At 60.4% G+C, this 17,053-nt stretch carries 19 protein-coding genes; 12 read left to right on the top strand and 7 right to left on the bottom strand.

The features are described from left to right. Nucleotides 1-74: 74 nt before the first annotated feature. On the bottom strand, nt 75-1,037 hold the full coding sequence (locus J3D60_RS12220) for an alpha/beta hydrolase (protein ID WP_065940504.1): 963 nt from the start codon (nt 1,035-1,037) through the stop codon (nt 75-77). 143 nt (nt 1,038-1,180) lie between these two features. On the opposite strand from J3D60_RS12220, the gene aroC reads away from it, so the two are divergent. The 4 genes from aroC to J3D60_RS12200 all read left to right on the top strand — a co-directional run bounded on the left by aroC (nt 1,181) and on the right by J3D60_RS12200 (nt 4,450). Beyond that, a complete protein-coding gene (aroC, locus tag J3D60_RS12215) occupies nt 1,181-2,272 on the top strand; it encodes a chorismate synthase (RefSeq protein ID WP_253491598.1) in 1,092 nt (363 codons plus the stop codon). 10 nt (nt 2,273-2,282) lie between these two features. Beyond that, a complete protein-coding gene (locus tag J3D60_RS12210; protein WP_065940503.1) occupies nt 2,283-3,443 on the top strand; it encodes an MFS transporter in 1,161 nt (386 codons plus the stop codon). Next, nucleotides 3,440-3,970: an acireductone dioxygenase gene (locus J3D60_RS12205; RefSeq protein WP_253491596.1), complete on the top strand. Its 531-nt coding sequence runs from the start codon at nt 3,440-3,442 to the stop codon at nt 3,968-3,970. The genes J3D60_RS12210 and J3D60_RS12205 overlap by 4 nt, the downstream gene beginning before the upstream one ends. A 210-nt stretch (nt 3,971-4,180) precedes the next feature. After that, nucleotides 4,181-4,450, top strand: a complete 270-nt coding sequence (locus tag J3D60_RS12200) for a response regulator transcription factor (RefSeq protein ID WP_065940501.1) — start codon at nt 4,181-4,183, stop codon at nt 4,448-4,450. 299 nt (nt 4,451-4,749) lie between these two features. Here the strand turns inward: J3D60_RS12200 and J3D60_RS12195 are convergent, their stop codons facing one another. Continuing rightward, a complete protein-coding gene (locus J3D60_RS12195) occupies nt 4,750-5,421 on the bottom strand; it encodes a glutathione S-transferase family protein (RefSeq protein WP_253491594.1) in 672 nt (223 codons plus the stop codon). Between the two features lie 178 nt (nt 5,422-5,599). After that, nucleotides 5,600-6,352, bottom strand: a complete 753-nt coding sequence (locus J3D60_RS12190; protein ID WP_253491592.1) for an SDR family oxidoreductase — start codon at nt 6,350-6,352, stop codon at nt 5,600-5,602. Nucleotides 6,353-6,479: 127 nt separating this feature from the next. Between J3D60_RS12190 and J3D60_RS12185 the strand changes: the two genes are divergently transcribed. Then, the gene (locus J3D60_RS12185) at nt 6,480-7,388 is read left to right on the top strand and encodes a LysR family transcriptional regulator (RefSeq protein WP_253491591.1); all 909 of its coding nucleotides are present in this window, start codon (nt 6,480-6,482) and stop codon (nt 7,386-7,388) included. A 150-nt stretch (nt 7,389-7,538) separates the two neighbouring features. Here J3D60_RS12185 and J3D60_RS12180 read toward each other — a convergent pair whose 3' ends face one another. Beyond that, the gene (locus J3D60_RS12180; protein WP_027603943.1) at nt 7,539-7,817 is read right to left on the bottom strand and encodes a DUF3509 domain-containing protein; all 279 of its coding nucleotides are present in this window, start codon (nt 7,815-7,817) and stop codon (nt 7,539-7,541) included. Nucleotides 7,818-8,211: 394 nt separating this feature from the next. Between J3D60_RS12180 and J3D60_RS12175 the strand changes: the two genes are divergently transcribed. The 5 genes from J3D60_RS12175 to J3D60_RS12155 all read left to right on the top strand — a co-directional run bounded on the left by J3D60_RS12175 (nt 8,212) and on the right by J3D60_RS12155 (nt 13,872). Further along, complete coding sequence (locus J3D60_RS12175) at nt 8,212-10,038, top strand: long-chain-acyl-CoA synthetase (protein ID WP_065940497.1); 1,827 nt, start codon at nt 8,212-8,214, stop codon at nt 10,036-10,038. A 96-nt stretch (nt 10,039-10,134) separates the two neighbouring features. Then, nucleotides 10,135-10,650, top strand: a complete 516-nt coding sequence (locus J3D60_RS12170; protein ID WP_065940496.1) for an ankyrin repeat domain-containing protein — start codon at nt 10,135-10,137, stop codon at nt 10,648-10,650. A gap of 41 nt (nt 10,651-10,691) precedes the next feature. After that, the gene (locus tag J3D60_RS12165) at nt 10,692-11,222 is read left to right on the top strand and encodes a hypothetical protein (RefSeq protein ID WP_065948604.1); all 531 of its coding nucleotides are present in this window, start codon (nt 10,692-10,694) and stop codon (nt 11,220-11,222) included. Nucleotides 11,223-11,289: 67 nt separating this feature from the next. After that, the gene (locus J3D60_RS12160) at nt 11,290-11,481 is read left to right on the top strand and encodes a PLDc N-terminal domain-containing protein (protein WP_003172956.1); all 192 of its coding nucleotides are present in this window, start codon (nt 11,290-11,292) and stop codon (nt 11,479-11,481) included. Between the two features lie 303 nt (nt 11,482-11,784). After that, entirely contained in the window at nt 11,785-13,872 is a 2,088-nt protein-coding gene (locus J3D60_RS12155) for an LTA synthase family protein (RefSeq protein WP_065940494.1), read from the top strand. Nucleotides 13,873-13,941: 69 nt separating this feature from the next. Here the strand turns inward: J3D60_RS12155 and J3D60_RS12150 are convergent, their stop codons facing one another. Further along, complete coding sequence (locus J3D60_RS12150; RefSeq protein WP_015885095.1) at nt 13,942-14,094, bottom strand: DUF3309 family protein; 153 nt, start codon at nt 14,092-14,094, stop codon at nt 13,942-13,944. Nucleotides 14,095-14,423: 329 nt separating this feature from the next. On the opposite strand from J3D60_RS12150, the gene J3D60_RS12145 reads away from it, so the two are divergent. Both J3D60_RS12145 and csrA read left to right on the top strand, forming a co-directional pair. After that, nucleotides 14,424-15,239, top strand: a complete 816-nt coding sequence (locus tag J3D60_RS12145; protein ID WP_065940493.1) for an SDR family oxidoreductase — start codon at nt 14,424-14,426, stop codon at nt 15,237-15,239. Nucleotides 15,240-15,366: 127 nt separating this feature from the next. Further along, nucleotides 15,367-15,564 (top strand): carbon storage regulator CsrA, encoded by a 198-nt coding sequence (csrA, locus tag J3D60_RS12140; protein ID WP_253491590.1) that lies wholly within the window; start codon nt 15,367-15,369, stop codon nt 15,562-15,564. A gap of 1 nt (nt 15,565) precedes the next feature. Here the strand turns inward: csrA and J3D60_RS12135 are convergent, their stop codons facing one another. Together J3D60_RS12135 and J3D60_RS12130 are read right to left on the bottom strand one after the other, a co-directional pair. Next, on the bottom strand, nt 15,566-15,793 hold the full coding sequence (locus J3D60_RS12135; protein ID WP_003236706.1) for a YheU family protein: 228 nt from the start codon (nt 15,791-15,793) through the stop codon (nt 15,566-15,568). A 59-nt stretch (nt 15,794-15,852) separates the two neighbouring features. Further along, nucleotides 15,853-17,037 (bottom strand): osmoprotectant NAGGN system M42 family peptidase, encoded by a 1,185-nt coding sequence (locus J3D60_RS12130; RefSeq protein ID WP_027603950.1) that lies wholly within the window; start codon nt 17,035-17,037, stop codon nt 15,853-15,855. Nucleotides 17,038-17,053 lie beyond the last annotated feature (16 nt).

Raw genomic sequence — 17,053 nt, 5'->3', positions numbered from 1 at the left:
CAAGTCGAGCGTCTTTTTGCCGTCGACCCTGGGCTTATCGGCCGATTTCTGCAGGACTGGAGGCAAATTGTCGCTTAACGGGGTTGAAGTCCGTCGATAAAGCGCACCAAACGGTTGCCCAGCTCGGCGGCGAGGGGTAATTGCGGGTCATTGTAGGAGGCCAATTGTTGCTTTACGTCGTTGGGCACGATGCGCATCACGTGGTTCATGCCTTCGATCACCGCCAGTTCGGCATCGGGCTTGGCCCTTTTGAGTTGCTCGGCGTCGCCCACACCGACCTGAATATCGTTGCTGCCCTGGATGATCAACGCCGGCATGCGCAGTTTTGCAAACGCCGCTGAAGGATCGGCGCGAAACAGGCTGATCAGATACGGCTGCACGCTGGGTCGGAAAATACCCTGCAACGGGCCAGGCACATCGGCGTCCACCTGACCGGCCTTGAGGTGATCAAGGATTTCATTGCTGCGCAGCAGCAGGGCAGGGGGCAGGTGATCGGCCAGTTGCTGGCGGATGACCTGGTCGACCGGACGGGCGCTGCCGGACAGGGAAATCACCCCGGCCGGGTCGAGTTGCGGTGCGGCCAGTGCAGCCACCAGCGCACCTTCGCTGTGGCCCAGCACAATCAGCGGGCCCATGCGTGTGTCGGCCTTGAGTAATTTGCCCCAGGCCACCGCGTCGGCCACGTAGGCGTCGAGGGTCAGGTTGCGTTCGTCGGGCGTGGCGGCGAGGCTGGCGGCCACACCGCGCTTGTCGTAGCGCACGCTGGCGATGTTGTGCCGGGCCAGCACCCAGGCCAGGCGCTTGAGGCTGTCATTGCGTGCGCCGTCGGCGCTGTTGCCGTTGCGGTCGGTGGGGCCGGAGCCGGCGATGATCAACACCACCGGCACCGGTTTGTCGGACTGCGGCAGCAGCAGCGAGCCAAACAGTTCGCCGCTGCCGGTGTCCAGGCTGATCGGGCGTTGCAGTACGACAGGGGAGGCGGCGTGGGCCACGGCGGTAAACAGGGTCAGGGTAAACAGAAGAACTCGCAGCATCATCGCGCCATCATGAGGAAGGTGCCGGTTGGACCAAGGTCTACCGGGAAGGTTTCGAGGATGAACTAGTCGGTTAGCCTGCGTATACTGGCCGCCTTAAGTTATTACGGTTGACTTGATTCAACTGATTTCACGGAGCGCCCTGCATGTCCGGCAATACCTTCGGCAAGCTGTTCACTGTCACCACCGCGGGCGAAAGCCATGGCCCGGCGTTGGTCGCCATTGTCGACGGCTGCCCGCCCGGCCTCGAGCTGTCCCTGGAAGACCTGCAGCGTGACCTCGACCGCCGCAAGCCCGGCACCAGCCGCCACACCACCCAGCGCCAGGAGCCCGACGAAGTCGAGATCCTCTCCGGGGTGTTCGAAGGTCGTACCACCGGGTGCGCCATCGGCCTGCTGATTCGCAATACCGACCAGAAGTCCAAGGACTACTCGGCGATCAAGGATCTGTTCCGCCCGGCCCACGCCGACTACACCTACCACCATAAATACGGCGAACGCGACTACCGTGGCGGCGGCCGCAGCTCGGCGCGCGAAACCGCGATGCGGGTGGCAGCCGGCGCCATCGCCAAGAAATACCTGGCGACCCAGGGCATCGTCATCCGTGGCTACATGAGCCAGTTGGGCCCGATTGAAATCCCGTTCAAGACCTGGGACAGCGTGGAAAACAACGCCTTTTTCTGCCCTGACCCGGACAAAGTGCCGGAACTGGAAGCCTATATGGACCAGCTGCGCCGCGACCAGGATTCGGTCGGCGCCAAGATCACCGTGGTCGCCGAAGGCGTCAAGCCGGGCCTGGGCGAGCCGATTTTCGATCGCCTCGACGCCGAACTGGCCCATGCGCTGATGAGCATCAATGCGGTGAAAGGCGTGGAAATCGGCGCCGGTTTTGCCTGCGTGTCCCAGCGTGGCACCGAGCACCGCGATGAACTGACGCCGGAAGGCTTCCTCAGCAACAACGCGGGCGGCATCCTCGGTGGTATTTCCTCCGGCCAGCCGATTGTTGCGCACCTGGCACTCAAGGCTACCTCGAGCATCACCACCCCCGGCCGTTCCATCGATGTGCACGGCAACCCGGTCGACGTGATCACCAAGGGCCGTCACGACCCGTGCGTGGGCATCCGGGCCACGCCGATTGCCGAAGCGATGATGGCCATCGTGTTGATGGACCACCTGCTGCGCAATCGCGGGCAAAACGCCGATGTGCGCGTGAGTACCCCGGTGCTGGGCCAGCTGTGACGGCGCGGCGGTGACAGCCCTCCCGTACTGGCGCCTCTCCAGCTTCTACCTGTTCTACTTCGCCCTGCTCGGGGCGACGGCGCCGTTCCTGGCGCTGTACTTCGACCACCTGGGGTTCTCCAGCGCGCGCATCGGCGAGCTGGTGGCCATCCCCATGCTGATGCGCTGCGTGGCGCCCAACCTGTGGGGCTGGCTGGGCGACTACAGCGGCCGACGCCTGGCTATCGTGCGCTTCGGCGCGGTGTGCACCCTGCTGAGTTTTTCCCTGATCTTTGTCAGCCACACCTACGCCTGGCTGGCCCTGGTGATGGCCCTGCATGCGTTCTTCTGGCACGCGGTGCTGCCGCAGTTTGAAGTGATCACCCTGGCCCACCTGCAAAAACAGACCGCGCGCTATAGTCAGGTGCGCCTGTGGGGCTCCATCGGTTTTATTCTCACCGTGGTGATCATGGGCCGCCTGTTCGACTGGCTGAGCCTGGACATCTACCCGGTGGTGGTCGTGGTGATCATGGCCGGCATCATCGGTGCCAGCCTGTGGGTACCGAATGCGCAGCCCGCCAGCCAAGGCAATCGCTTGGCCGGTGATGGTTTCCTCAAACAGCTGCGCAGCCCCGGCGTACTGGCGTTTTACGCCTGCGTGGCGCTGATGCAAATGAGCCATGGCCCGTATTACACCTTCCTGACCCTGCACCTGGAACACCTTGGCTACAGCCGTGGCATGATCGGCATGCTGTGGGCCCTGGGGGTGGTGGCGGAAGTGCTGATGTTCCTGGGCATGAGCCGCATCCTCACACGTTTTTCGGTACGCCGGGTGCTGCTGGCCAGTTTCCTGCTGGCGGCCCTGCGCTGGTTGCTGCTGGGCTCGTTTGCCGAACTCCTGTGGGTGCTGTTGCTGGCGCAGGTCATGCACGCTGCCACGTTCGGCAGTTTTCACGCCGCAGCGATTGCCTTTGTGCAGCGCAGCTTTGGCGATAAGCAACAAGGCCAGGGCCAGGCGCTGTACGCCGCCCTGGCCGGCACCGGCGGTGCGCTGGGTGCGCTGTATTCCGGCTACAGCTGGAACCTGCTGGGGCCGACCTTCACCTTTAGTATTGCCAGCGTCGCCGCCCTGGCCGCCGCCGCTATCATCGGTTTTCGATTGCAAGAGCAGAACCAAGGAACCCTTCAATGAGTTATGTCGCCGTCTACCCCGTCGCTTCACCGGATACCCCGAACAAGGTCCTGACCCATGTCGACGACATCGCCGCTACCCTGGCCGAGCACGGTGTGCGGTTCGAGCGCTGGCAGCCTGCCCTGATCGAGAGGGGCGCCAGCGACGCTGACATGATTGCCGCCTATCAGCCGCAGATCGATGCCCTCGGCTACGGTGCGGTGGCGGTGCTCAGTGTCACCAGCGACCACCCGCAAAAAGCCGAATGGCGTGCCCGGTTCCTGGATGAACGCCGCTACAGCGAAGACGAAGTGCATTTTTTCATCGCCGGCCAGGGCTTGTTCAACCTGCATGTTGGCGACTATGTGTATGCCGTGCGTTGTGAGAAAAACGACCTGCTGGTGGTGCCGGCCGGTATGCCGCACTGGTTTGATATGGGGGAGAGCCCGCACTGTATAACGCTGCGACTCTTCGATCAGGCGCAAAACCCGGTGCCGGAGTTGACGGGTGACGATATCGCCCGACGCTTTCCCGGGCTGGATGACTGATTACGACGTATCGAAAACTTCAACCCCCGCATGTTGGAAGTTGTTGTGGGAATAAACTCTTATTCTTGTAAGGCCCGGCTGTTTATCGCAGGGCCTGCGCCTTAGTGCCATTGGTTATGTAACTCTTTGCGGCATCAACGTTTATATCACCTGTCAATAGGAGGAATCCGAAGGTGATAGGGCGATAGCCAGCAAAAGGGAGCGAAACTAATGAGAGGCCCCAGGGAATTGTCTCCACCGCCACATTCGGTGCCCAGCGCCGTCAGGAGGCGTTTGAGTTTGTCCGGAAAACCGCTGACCCCTACGGAACTGGAAATCCTGCGTTGGGCCTCCGAAGGCAAGACCGTCTGGGAAATCAGCCAGATTCGCGCCACGTCCGAAGCCACGGTGAAATTCCACCTGCGCAATATCTACGGCAAATTTGGCGTGACCAACCGAGTGCAGGCGATGAATGAGGCGGCACGCCAAGGTTTATGCTGACCCAAACTTTCGGCCACCGAAGCAATCGGTTTGAAGCGTCATCGTCCAGCCATAACCAAGCCGTGCTTACGTGGATGCACCTTCAGAATGTCCTCGGCGACCGACTCGGCTCCAGTTCCGGAGGGTGTCAATGAACGCGCGTAGCGGAGGCGGTACCTGACGCGGAATAACGGTAATGCCATGACCTCGACCTTGCACCTAATTGACCTCATCGTGTCGCCCACATTCGGGGGGCTCGATGCTTAACGTCACATTGGTGGCGCTAGGCTCGACGTCAATCTTTTGATTGATCGCGTCGGCTAAGCGGCAGCGATCAGCGCTCCTTGTTGGCGCAGATGCGTCTGGAAACGATCGGCATAGTCTTCGACAACGGCATCCCTTACGCTGGAGCGTGTCACAAGCGCCTCACGCCAAGCCGAAATGCGCGGAAGGCCGTCGAAAATCTGGTGTGCGACAGTTGCGTCGATACTCTCGAAGTAACGGAAAAGCGGGGCATAAACCGCATCAACCATTCCAAAGGCGGAGCCATTGAAGAGCGGCCCCACGCCTATTTCTGACTCCAGTTTGCCGAGTCGTTCGCGAAATGCGGTGCGCTTGGCATCTGCGGTCGCAGAGTCACGAGCGTGGAGAAACTGCCAGGCTTCAGCTTGCGCCTGCGACGCGAACTCGATCCACGCGCGATTCCGTGCGCGAGCTAACGCATCGACGGGGTACATCGGCGCGCCGCCTTGGGTTTCGTCGAGGTACTCGCAGATGACCATGCTTTCGAATAGGATCGCGTCTTCCGCATTGTCCCGGCGCACCTTGAGCACCGGGACCTTGCCGGTTGGCGAAACTGCCAGGAACCAGTCTGGCTTGGCTGATAAGTCGACATTTATCCGATCGAATTGGATACCCTTTTCAAGCAGCACAATCGCGGCGCGCTGTACGAATGGGCATAGTGGGTGGCTTATCAGCGTAAGAGCGTTCATTGCTTTTAGTGGCCCTGGATGGTTTATCAAGCGCAAACAGCGGCAGAGGTTTCCCGCGTACCGCTGTGTGCGCAGTCTGGATTGGACTGGTTCGTCCCTGAGTGCTGGGGCCGGCGTTCAGTACCTGATTAACTCAGCCCGGACGATGTGGCATTCGCGCAATTCTTGAGCTGCGCGCTTAGCCATTCAGCAGGCGGCCGCCGTCAAGGACGATTTCGGAGCCGACCGTCCAACGCGACTCGTCGGATGCCAGATACAGCACTGCCTTGGCCACCTCGTCGGAGGTACCGAAGCGCCCAAGCGGAATGGTTGCCGCGATCTCTTTGTTAAGCTGCTCGCGATAAGCTTGTGGAATACCCAGCTTGTCGTAAAGCGGAGTCTCGACGGGGCCAGGGCTCACTGCATTGACACGGATGCCACGGCCCAGCAATTCGGTCGAGAGCGTCTTCGACATGTTCAGTAATGCGGCCTTCGTTGCGGCATACACGGACGAGCGATCTGCGCCTGCATGGGCGCTTACGGAAGTCGTCAACACGACCGAAGCAGGATTGGCGAAGACCGGCAACAGCGCCTGTATCAGGAAGTACGGCCCTTTGACGTTGATGTCGAAAGAGCGGTCGAACATATCTTCCGTCCATTCCTCAATGGGCTGCCAGACGGATACGCCGGCATTGAGGAAGGCAACGTCGAGTTGGCCGTAGTGTTCCTTGATGACGTGTGCCAGCTCCTTTTGTGCCTCAACGCTGGCCGAGTCGGCGCGCAGCACCGGCACTTCCGGGCCTAATTCGGCCTGGGCCTTTGCAATCGAATCGGGGTTGACCCCCGTTACGATCACGCGAGCACCCTCCGCCAGGAACTGCTTTGCCGTTTCCAGCCCGATGCCACTGGTGCCGCCAGTGATGAGCGTACGTTTACCTTGCAAGCGCGACATTTGAATTCTCCGGTGAAGGACGACCACCGCGGTCGACAGGGAGAAATATGCGCTCATGCCCCATGGTATATAAGACTGCTTATTCGCATATAATTCATGCAAATTGAGCATGAATTGAGGTGGAGAAGTGGACCGATTTCTGTTGATGACATGCTTCGCACGTGCTGTAGAAACCGGGAGCTTTTCGGCGGCAGGGCGTGATCTAGGGCTGGGGCAACCGAATGTAAGCCGTTATGTAGCGGCTCTGGAGGATCATTTGCAGACGCGTTTGCTCCACCGGTCTACGCGCAAGCTGTCGTTGACACCGGAGGGCGAACGCTACTATGCGGACATCCGGCGCATCCTGGATGCGGTGGATGAATCCGAATCGTCGTTCAGAAACAACGTCGATCCATCGGGGCTCTTGCGCGTAGCCTGTCCGACAGCTCTCGCACACGCGTTTGTGCTGCCGCATGTGCCGGCCTTTCTGGAGCGCTATCCTCAATTGATCTTGGATCTCCAACTCAACGATCGATACGTAGACCTGGTCAATGAAGGCACCGAACTCGCCATTCGCATAGGACAGCTGGAGGACAGCACCTTGCGCGCGCGGCCTCTTGGATGGTACGACCGGGTCTTCGTCGCCAGTAAGGATTACCTGGCTAAACGCGGCGTTCCGCAGACCCCGGAGGATCTACGCGACCACGATTGCATCGTCTACACCCTACTGTCGTCCGGGGCGACCTGGCGATTCCGGGACGCGGAGATTCCGATTACCGGCAGGCTCAGGGTCAACTCGCCCGACGCTGTGAGTGCGGCGGTCGTGGCGGGCCTGGGTGTGGCGCATGGACCTGCGTGGCTGTTTGAGAGCGGGCTGAACAGCGGGAGATTACAGTTCATTCTCACCAATCATGGGGCTCCCCCTGTCCCCGTGCAGATGGTTTATGTCGCCAATAGACTGCTCCCCACGCGGGCTATCGTGTTCATGGATTTCATGGCTGAGGTGTTTTCAAAGATTCCAGCCTTGAACGGCGGCACCCCTGTGCCGACTCTATAGGACGAGACGGCACCGGCAGATGTTGAACTCGCCTATAAACAGCTTTATCGGGCTTAGGCGCAGTCCAGCGAAGTGCCGGGCTGGAATCATCGTCAAACAAAAAAGGCCGCGACGCTCGAAAGCGTCGCGGCCTTGTTATGACTGCGGTATTTACGCCGAATGGTAGGTCGGCAGGGCAAAGCGGTTCTGGCTTTGCAACATCGAAATTTGCGGCAGTTCACTGGCTTGTTCGGCCAGGTCGCGACGAATCGCGCTGATCACCCAGGTCAATTGATCGGCGGTGTGCAATTGCTGGTAAGAGATCGAACGCTTGACCTGCTTGCCGTCACTGTTGCGCAGGGTCAACAGAATGCCGCCGTCGGGACGTGGCTGGGTGGTGACGTCGTAGTTGGAGAATACTGAAGCGAATTTATCTTGGATCAGGCTCATGTCTATCAGCTCCGTTGGCTCAAGTTGGCAAGCATGGAGTGATAGGTGCAGTGATTGTGCCAGCTTATGATTTAAAAAATATCCTTATAAATCAATAGTTTGAAAAAACAGTGAATTTTCGCTTTCGTGCAATTTGCATGAATGGCCATCATGCATCCTGCATTTTGCGTTACTCGATGGCATGGGGTTGGCGCCCCTGTACCGATAAAGACTACCCGCGGGCGGCTAAATTCCCTTTTTGAGCGCTCACCCGACGGGATACAAAACTTTTCAAATCCTGCGTGTACAGCCGAAGAACGGCTGACGTATTTTCCTGCAATGCATTCGGCCTTCCTCTTACAGAGGTGTCGGTGCTTCGGGATCAGACGAAGAATAAGAAAAAGGACGTTTCTCCATGAGCCACCCGCACAATGACATGATCACCTGGGGCAAGCTGCTGAGTAAGGTGCCGGCCATCGTTCGCGCCCTGCCGCGCGTAGTGCGCGGCATGCGTGCCGCCAATGTCACCGACCCCGCGCAGCCTTGCGGGCTGGGCTGGCACTTTGAGCAAGCCACCCTGCGCAACCCCGACGGCAACGCGTTGTTGTACGGCGACCGTGTGCTCAGCTACACCGACGCCAACCAGCGCGCCAACCGTATTGCCCACCACCTGCAAGCCCAGGGCATCGGCAAGGGTGACGTGGTGGCGCTGTTTATCGAAAACCGCCCCGAATTGCTCTTGAACGTGCTGGCCGTGGCCAAGCTGGGTGGCATCTGCGCGATGCTCAATACCGCGCAAACCCAGGCGGCGTTGGTGCACAGCCTGAACCTGGTGAGCCCGGCAGCCATTATTGTTGGCGCGGAACTGGTGGCCCCCTATGACGCGGTGCGCGATCAGGTGGCCATCGCGGCTGATCGAACCTGGTTCGTCGCCGATCAACCATCCAGCCTGGTGCCGCAGGGGTATATCGACCTGTTGGCTGCGAGCGCCGAGTGCCCGGTGGACAACCCGGCCAGCACTGCGCAGATCTTCTTCAACGACCCTTGCTTCTATATCTACACCTCCGGCACCACCGGCCTGCCCAAGGCCGGCATCATGAAACACGGCCGCTGGACCAAGACCGCCGTCAGCTTCGGCAGCATCGCGCTGGACATGGGGCCGGACGACGTCTTGTATTGCACCTTGCCGCTGTACCACGCCACCGGGCTGTGTGTGTGCTGGGGCTCGGCGATTGTCGGGGCGTCGGGCTTCGCCATTCGCCGCAAGTTCAGCGCCAGCCAGTTCTGGGACGATGCGCGCCGATTCAAGGCGACCACCCTCGGCTACGTCGGTGAGTTGTGTCGTTACCTGCTCGACCAGCCACCCGGTGAAAACGACCTTGATAACCGCGTGACCAAGATGGTCGGCAATGGCTTGCGCCCCGGCGTGTGGGCGCAGTTCAAGGCACGCTATGGCGTGGAGCATATCTGCGAGCTGTACGCGGCCAGTGACGGCAATATCGGTTTTACCAACGTGCTGAATTTCGACAACACCATCGGTTTCTGCCTGCAGCACTGGGCGCTGGTGGACTACGCCCATGACAACGGCGAGCCGCTGCGTGGCAGCGATGGTTTTATGCGCAAAGTCCCCACGGGCGGGCAGGGCCTGTTACTGGCCAGGATCGATGAAAAATCCCCCTTCGACGGCTACACCGACCCGGAAAAGAATCGCAGGGTGGTACTCACCGACGTGTTTGAAAAAGGTGATCGCTACTTCAATACCGGCGATTTGTTGCGCAGCATCGGCTTTGGCCATGCGCAATTTGTGGATCGCCTGGGGGATACCTATCGCTGGAAAGGTGAAAACGTGTCCACCACCGAGGTCGAGAACGTCCTGCTGCAACACCCGCAGATCGCCGAAGTGGTGGCTTATGGCGTGGAGATCGAAAACACCAATGGCCGTGCGGGCATGGTCGCCATCACCCCGAGTGAGTCCCTGGCCTCGCTGGACATGCGCGAGCTGCTGCAATTCGCCCACGGCCAGTTGCCCCACTATGCGGTGCCGCTCTTCCTGCGGATCAAGGTCAAGATGGAAACCACCGGTACCTTCAAATACCAGAAGGTCAAGCTCAAGGAAGAGGCCTTTGATCCGGACAAGGCTGGCAATGACCCGGTGTATGCCTGGTTGCCGGGGTCGGACTGCTATGTGCCGGTCACCGGGCAACTGTTGGCGCAGATCCAGGGCGGCCAGTTCCGCTATTGATTCTGTCTATGGCCGCTTTTGCTAAAAAGGGCATGACAGTGGGGAACTCCCTCGCGACACTAGCGGCCTATAAAGCACCAGACAAGGAGCCCCCACATGTCAGACCAAGCCAAACAAATGACTGAAGACGAAGCCGCCGAATTTGCCGAGCAGGTCTTCGACGTCGCCCGCAAAGGCGACGCCGCCATGCTCGCCGCGCTCCTGGCCAAAGGCTTGCCGGCCAACTTTCGCAACCACAACGGCGATACCTTGCTGATGCTGTCTGCCTACCACGGCCATGCCGAAGCGGTAAAAGTGCTGCTGGAGTTCAAGGCCGACCCGCTGATCGCCAATGACAAGAACCAGCTGCCCATCGCCGGCGCGGCGTTCAAGGGCCACTTGCCGGTGGTCAAGGCGCTGATTGAAGGGGGCACCCCAATCGAGGCCGCCTCGTCCGACGGGCGTACCGCGCTGATGATGGCCGCCATGTTCAACCGCGTCGAGATGCTCGACTACCTGCTCAGCCAAGGCGCCAACCCCAGGGCCACCGATGCCCAGGGCGCGACTGCGCTGGCGGCGGCGCAGACCATGGGCGCGAAGGACACGGCGGCGCAGCTGGAGAAACTGGTGTAGGCTGTGCGCCCTCAAAAACCAGCCCGCTACAGGATCACCCCATGAAAACCGCCCTCGTCGAACTTATCAGTAAAATCAGCGCCGGGGTCATGGGCGAGGACGAGGTGGCGCGCATTGCCGAAGAGGCCGCCCAAGCCTACGCCGACCCGGCGGCCTTCCTGGCGGCCAACCCGGATATCAACTACGACGACAGCTTTCCGATCCCGCTGGGGGAGTGGGTAGTGGTCGGCAGCCTGCCGGATACCGTGCTGTTCCAGGCCGATACCTATGGCGATCTGTTTGCGCAGATCGTCGCGTCGTTCGGCCCGGGTGTGGCGTTCAACCTCAAGCCCAAGCAATTGGCCAAGACTGACGGCCTTACCGCCCTGAACCGTATCCAGATCCAGATGAGCGCCCTGAGTCCGGAAGACGGCGGTTATGTGCTGCTCAACTTCAGCCAGTTGCTGGACGACGAGATCCAGGCGGTGCTGGTGTTCGGCAATGACCTGCCGCGCGTGCTGGCGTTGTGTGCCGAAGTCGGCATCCAGGCCGAGCCATCCCTGGAAGCGCTGAAGGTCGCCGTGCACGTCTGAAATAAAACGGAACCCCGGCCAGGGCTGGCTATCCTACAAGGGCATGCCCTCACTTAGGAGCGACACCATGGGTTCCACTTTCAACGGTCTGATCGGGCTGATTATCCTGGCGCTGGATATCTGGGCGATCATCAATGTGTTCAAAAGCGGCGCAAGCACCGGGGCCAAGGTGTTGTGGATCCTGTTGATCCTGCTGCTGCCGGTACTGGGCCTGATCATCTGGGCTATCGCCGGGCCGCGCGGCAACGTGCGGATCTGACCCCCCCCCGCACTCAATTTGGAGTGGGCACAGTAAATGTGGGAGGGAGCAAGCCCCTCCCACATTGGTCTTCAGCGCGCTCCAGAGATTTGTGTATCGAAATATTCGCTGCACACAATTTTCACATCTTATCCAAGACAATCCGCCGGCTCTATCTCCCCGCCAAGGCCCTGCCTCAGGTGCTTTTAAAGGCGGCGCAGCGGTGCTCGTTCAGTAATTAATAGCCTTGATGCCGTTGATCGGGCACCATTCGCGCCACTGCATTACTTCGTCACTTAAACTTCCAATGGGTCCTGAAACGACATGGCAAACCCGGACGCCCTGAGTCAGCAGCGAGCTTCTAATCGCCTGCTGCAACCGACCGTCAAATCCCATCTGGCGTACACGCTGCTCTGCGCACTGGTCATGATGGTGATGTTCTCCCTGCTGCGCCTGGCGCTGCTGGTCTACAACCGCGAGATGATCCTCGACACGCCGGCCTCGACCTTCCTTGAAGCGTTCGCCAATGGCCTGCGTTTTGACATCCGCCTGGTGGTCTACCTGCTGATCCCGCTGCTGCTGGCACTGTTCAGCGTACGGGCCATGGCTGCGCGTGGGTTATTCCGCTTCTGGCTGACCCTTGCGTCCAGCATCGCCCTGTTCCTGGGCTTGATGGAGATGGACTTCTACCGCGAGTTCCACCAGCGCCTCAACGGCCTGGTCTTCCAGTATGTGAAGGAAGACCCGAAAACCGTGATGAGCATGCTCTGGTACGGTTTCCCGGTGGTGCGCTACCTGCTGGCCTGGGCCGTGGGCACGCTGATCCTGAGCATCGCGTTCAAAGGCGCCGACCGCGCGACGCGCCCACGTGGCCCGTTCAGTGGTGGCAGCATCGGCACGCGCCAGGTGGCGCCGTGGTATAGCCGCATCGCGGTGTTCGTCGTGTGCCTGCTGATCGCCGTGGTTGCCGCCCGTGGCACCCTGCGCCAGGGCCCGCCGCTGCGTTGGGGCGATGTGTACACCACCGATTCGAACTTCGCCAACCAGTTGGGCCTCAATGGCACCTTGTCGCTGATCGCGGCGGCCAAGGCCCGGTTCGGTGAGGACCGCTCCAACATCTGGAAGGCGACCCTGGACCAGCCGCTGGCCACCCAGACCGTGCGGGACATGCTGGTGCTGCCACAGGAAAAACTGGTCGATACCGACATCGCCGCCGTGCGCCGCGACTACACACCGCCGGCCGAGAAGACCCTGCCGATCAAGAACGTGGTCGTGATCCTGATGGAAAGCTTCGCCGGTCACTCGGTCGGCGCCTTGGGGCGTCCCGGCAACATCACGCCATCCTTCGACAAACTGTCCAAGGAAGGCCTGCTGTTCGACCGTTTCTTCTCCAACGGCACCCATACCCACCAGGGTATGTTCGCCACCATGGCCTGCTTCCCGAACCTGCCAGGCTTTGAATACCTGATGCAGACCCCGGAAGGCAGCCACAAGCTGTCGGGCCTGCCGCAGTTGCTCAGCGCCCGTGATTTCAACGACGTGTATGTCTATAACGGCGACTTCGCCTGGGACAACCAGTCGGGCTTCTTCAGCAACCAGGGCATGACCAACTTCATCGGCCGCAACGACTTCGTCGACCCGGTGTTCTCCGACCCGACGTGGGGCGTGTCCGACCAGGACATGTTCAACCGTGGCCTGGAAGAGTTGAAGGCCCGTGAAGGCGGCAAGCCGTTCTACGCACTTCTGCAAACCCTGTCCAACCACACGCCGTACGCGTTGCCGACGCCATTGCCGGTGGAGAAAGTCACCGACCGTGGCAGCCTCAACGAGCATTTGACGGCCATGCGTTACTCCGACTGGGCCCTGGGCCAGTTCTTTGAAAAGGCCCGCAAGGAGCCGTACTTCAAGGAAACCCTGTTCGTGATCGTGGGCGACCACGGCTTCGGCAACGAACAGCAGATCACCGAGATGGACCTGGGCCGCTTCAACGTACCCATGCTGATGATTGCACCGGGCATGCAGGAGAAATTCGGCGAGCGTGACCACACCGTGGGCACCCAGATCGACATCGTGCCGACCATCATGGGCCGCCTGGGTGGCGACACCCTGCACCAATGCTGGGGCCGCGACCTGCTGAACCTGCCGGAAGGCGACAAGGGCTTTGGCGTGATCAAGCCATCGGGCAGCGACCAGACCGTGGCCTTGGTCACCGCAGACCGCATTCTGGTACTGCCCAAGGAAATGCCACCGAAGCTGTGGCAATACGAACTGGGCGCCAACCCGAGCGGTAAAGTGATTGCCGAATCGCCGGACGAGGCTGCACTCAAGCAGAAACTCGAAGCGTTCCTGCAAACCGCGACCAAGAGTTTGCTGGATAACACCGCAGGCGTTGTAAACGGTAAGCCGGACTAATTAACCGGCAATAAAAAAGAGGCCTTTTTCAAGGCCTCTTTTTTTTGCTTCGTTATTACCGCGGGGCGGTTATATCCGGCCCAGCAACAACAGGACCAGCAGCACCACCAGCACCACACCGAGGATACCCGACGGGCCATAACCCCAATTACGCGAGTGCGGGAATACCGGCAGGCCGCCGACCAGCAGGAGGATCAAGATAATGATCAGAATGAGGCTCATGGTTTTTTTCCTTATTGTCTTTCTGCAAAGACCGGTTGTTTAACGATAGGCCTGCAGAGTTAATTACAGACGCCTTAACTACTCCGACTCTGGTGCTTCGCAGAAAATTCCATGTTTTTTTAAAGCATTTCGATCAGTCGCTTATTTCTTTTAATTCGTGCTCATCCAGCACTTATTAGTTGAAAAACATTGAACTTAGACGGACGGAAGGTATCCGACCCGGCCCACGGTTTGCCTGGGGCATTCATCACTCTGATGGTGCGTGGGTGCAGGAAAAACCTTCGCTACACTGCCGATCACTTCTTCTGTGAACCACAAGGCTACTTCCTATGCAAAATCGCATGATGATCACTGGCGCCGGGTCCGGCCTGGGTCGTGAAATCGCTCTGCGCTGGGCCCGCGAGGGTTGGCAGTTGGCCTTGTCGGACGTCAGCGAGCCAGGCTTGCAGGACACCCTGAAGCGCGTGCGTGAAGCCGGTGGCGATGGCTTTATCCAGCGTTGCGACGTGCGCGACTACAGCCAGCTCACGGCGTTTGCCCAGGCCTGCGAAGTGAAGCTGGGCGGCATCGATGTGATCGTCAACAATGCCGGCGTGGCCTCGGGCGGTTTCTTTGCCGAACTGTCCCTGGAGGACTGGGACTGGCAGATCGCAATCAACCTGATGGGCGTGGTCAAGGGCTGCAAGGCGTTCCTGCCGCTGCTGGAAAAGAGCAAGGGCCGCATCATCAACATCGCCTCGATGGCGGCCCTGATGCAGGGGCCCGCCATGAGCAACTACAACGTGGCCAAGGCCGGTGTGGTGGCGCTGTCGGAGAGTTTGCTGGTGGAGCTCAAGCAGCAGGAAGTCGGCGTGCACGTGGTGTGCCCGTCGTTCTTCCAGACCAACCTGTTGGATTCGTTTCGTGGGCCCACACCGGCGATGAAGGCGCAGGTCGGCAAGTTGCTGGAGAGTTCGCCGATCTCGGCGGCGGACATTGCCGACTACATCTACCAGCGTGTGGCGCAGGGCGAATTCATGATCCTGCCCCATGAGCAAGGGCGGATGGCCTGGGCCCTGAAGCAGAAGAACCCGCAGTTGCTCTATGACGAAATGACCACCATGGCCGACAAGATGCGCGCCAAGGCACAGGCTGTTAAGGGCTGATCAGGCAGTAGTCTGTCAGGCAATTTACCTGCATATGTAGGTGTTGCCTGATTTTGCCGCGAGGCATTGCTGCGCCCACACCCAGCGCGCATGGTCGGGGTCCTGTCATTCAATAAGGACAACCGCCATGCTGGTCTTAAGCCGCGCCGTAGGCGAAATCATCGCCATCGGTGATGACATCACCGTGCGCATTCTCGAGCTGAACGGTAATCAGGTGAAATTTGGTGTTGTTGCGCCCGTCGGGGTGCATGTCCATCGCGCCGAGGTGTACCAAAAAATCCTCAAGCGTCAAACCTCCCCATCCCAGCCCGCCACCAATCCCTGAGTCAGTCGAACAGATGCTTGGGCACATCGTGCTTGAGCATCAACTGGCACTGCTCGCTGTCCGGGTCGAACACAATCAGCGCCTGGCCCTTGGTCAGCGCCTGGCGCACCCGCAGCACGCGGGTTTCCAGGGGCGTGTCGTCACCATTGTCGGTGCCGTCGCGGGTCACGAAGTCTTCGATAAGGCGGGTCAGGGTGTCGACTTCAAGTGCGTCGTAGGGAATCAGCATACAAGCCTCAGATAATGTATCCCGGCGATCCTACTGCGCCGGGACCGCAGTTGCCAGCGTCAGGACTTCTGGCCGACCAGGCTGTCCACCGACGGCACACGCGTGTCGCTCTCCATCTGCGTTTCGTGCTCGATCTGATGGCTGAACCGGTCCAGTGAGCCCTGGGCCGGTTGTGCGTCACTGGCGAACACCGGCGGGCTGAGGATATACGCGCCCAACAGCCGGCTCAGCGCCGCCAGGCTGTCGATATGGGTGCGCTCATAACCATGGGTCGCATCGCAACCGAACGCCAGCAGCGCGGTGCGGATGTCGTGGCCGGCCGTCACCGCCGAGTGGGCATCGCTGAAGTAATAGCGGAACAGGTCGCGGCGCACGGGCAAGTCGTTATCCGAGGCCAGGCGCAGCAAGTGGCGGGAGAGGTGATAGTCATACGGCCCGCCGGAATCCTGCATGGCCACACTGACCGCGTGCTCGCTGGAGTGCTGGCCGGGGGCGACCGGGGCGATATCGATACCGACAAATTCACTCACATCCCAGGGCAGGGCCGCCGCGGCGCCGCTGCCGGTTTCCTCGGTGATGGTGAACAGCGGGTGGCAGTCGATCAGCAACGGTTCGCCGCTGTCGACGATGGCCTTGAGTGCAGCCAACAGCGCGGCGACGCCGGCTTTGTCGTCCAGGTGGCGGGCACTGATATGCCCGCTCTCGGTGAACTCGGGCAATGGGTCGAACGCCACGTAGTCGCCGATGCCGATCCCCAGGGAATCGCAATCGGCGCGGGTGGCGCAGTAGGCATCCAGGCGCAATTCCACATGGTCCCAGCTCACTGGCATTTCATCCACGGCGGTGTTGAACGCGTGCCCGGAGGCCATCAACGGCAACACGCTGCCACGGATCACACCGTTGTCGGTAAACAGGCTGACGCGGCTGCCTTCGGCAAAGCGGCTCGACCAGCAGCCGACGGGCGCGAGGGTCAGGCGGCCGTTGTCCTTGATCGCGCGCACGGCGGCGCCGATGGTGTCCAAGTGCGCCGACACCGCACGGTCGGGGCTGTTTTTCTGGCCCTTGAGGGTGGCGCGAATGGTCCCGCGGCGGGTCATTTCAAACGGGATGCCCAGCTCTTCCAGGCGCTCGGCGACGTAGCGCACGATGGTGTCGGTAAACCCGGTGGGGCTGGGAATGGCGAGCATTTCCAGCAGGACTTTTTGCAGGTAGTTGAGATCCGGTTCGGGGATGGTTCGGCTCATGAAGACTCCTGATGAA

It is taken from the genome of Pseudomonas sp. S3E17 (assembly GCF_024168685.1).
GTDB lineage: Bacteria > Pseudomonadota > Gammaproteobacteria > Pseudomonadales > Pseudomonadaceae > Aquipseudomonas > Aquipseudomonas marginalis.
This window is presented reverse-complemented; position numbering and strand designations above follow the sequence as displayed.

Bases quoted from the DNA above. Each gene is read 5' to 3' on its own strand.
- J3D60_RS12220 (WP_065940504.1), bottom strand. From the start codon at position 1,037: ATGATGCTGCGAGTTCTTCTGTTTACCCTGACCCTGTTTACCGCCGTG.
- J3D60_RS12130 (WP_027603950.1), bottom strand. From the start codon at position 17,037: ATGAGCCGAACCATCCCCGAACCGGATCTCAACTACCTGCAAAAAGTC.
- aroC (WP_253491598.1), top strand. From the start codon at position 1,181: ATGTCCGGCAATACCTTCGGCAAGCTGTTCACTGTCACCACCGCGGGC.
- J3D60_RS12150 (WP_015885095.1), bottom strand. From the start codon at position 14,094: ATGAGCCTCATTCTGATCATTATCTTGATCCTCCTGCTGGTCGGCGGC.
- csrA (WP_253491590.1), top strand. From the start codon at position 15,367: ATGCTGGTCTTAAGCCGCGCCGTAGGCGAAATCATCGCCATCGGTGAT.
- J3D60_RS12160 (WP_003172956.1), top strand. From the start codon at position 11,290: ATGGGTTCCACTTTCAACGGTCTGATCGGGCTGATTATCCTGGCGCTG.
- J3D60_RS12165 (WP_065948604.1), top strand. From the start codon at position 10,692: ATGAAAACCGCCCTCGTCGAACTTATCAGTAAAATCAGCGCCGGGGTC.
- J3D60_RS12190 (WP_253491592.1), bottom strand. From the start codon at position 6,352: ATGTCGCGCTTGCAAGGTAAACGTACGCTCATCACTGGCGGCACCAGT.
- J3D60_RS12195 (WP_253491594.1), bottom strand. From the start codon at position 5,421: ATGAACGCTCTTACGCTGATAAGCCACCCACTATGCCCATTCGTACAG.
- J3D60_RS12170 (WP_065940496.1), top strand. From the start codon at position 10,135: ATGTCAGACCAAGCCAAACAAATGACTGAAGACGAAGCCGCCGAATTT.
- J3D60_RS12180 (WP_027603943.1), bottom strand. From the start codon at position 7,817: ATGAGCCTGATCCAAGATAAATTCGCTTCAGTATTCTCCAACTACGAC.
- J3D60_RS12135 (WP_003236706.1), bottom strand. From the start codon at position 15,793: ATGCTGATTCCCTACGACGCACTTGAAGTCGACACCCTGACCCGCCTT.
- J3D60_RS12155 (WP_065940494.1), top strand. From the start codon at position 11,785: ATGGCAAACCCGGACGCCCTGAGTCAGCAGCGAGCTTCTAATCGCCTG.
- J3D60_RS12205 (WP_253491596.1), top strand. From the start codon at position 3,440: ATGAGTTATGTCGCCGTCTACCCCGTCGCTTCACCGGATACCCCGAAC.
- J3D60_RS12145 (WP_065940493.1), top strand. From the start codon at position 14,424: ATGCAAAATCGCATGATGATCACTGGCGCCGGGTCCGGCCTGGGTCGT.
- J3D60_RS12200 (WP_065940501.1), top strand. From the start codon at position 4,181: ATGAGAGGCCCCAGGGAATTGTCTCCACCGCCACATTCGGTGCCCAGC.
- J3D60_RS12175 (WP_065940497.1), top strand. From the start codon at position 8,212: ATGAGCCACCCGCACAATGACATGATCACCTGGGGCAAGCTGCTGAGT.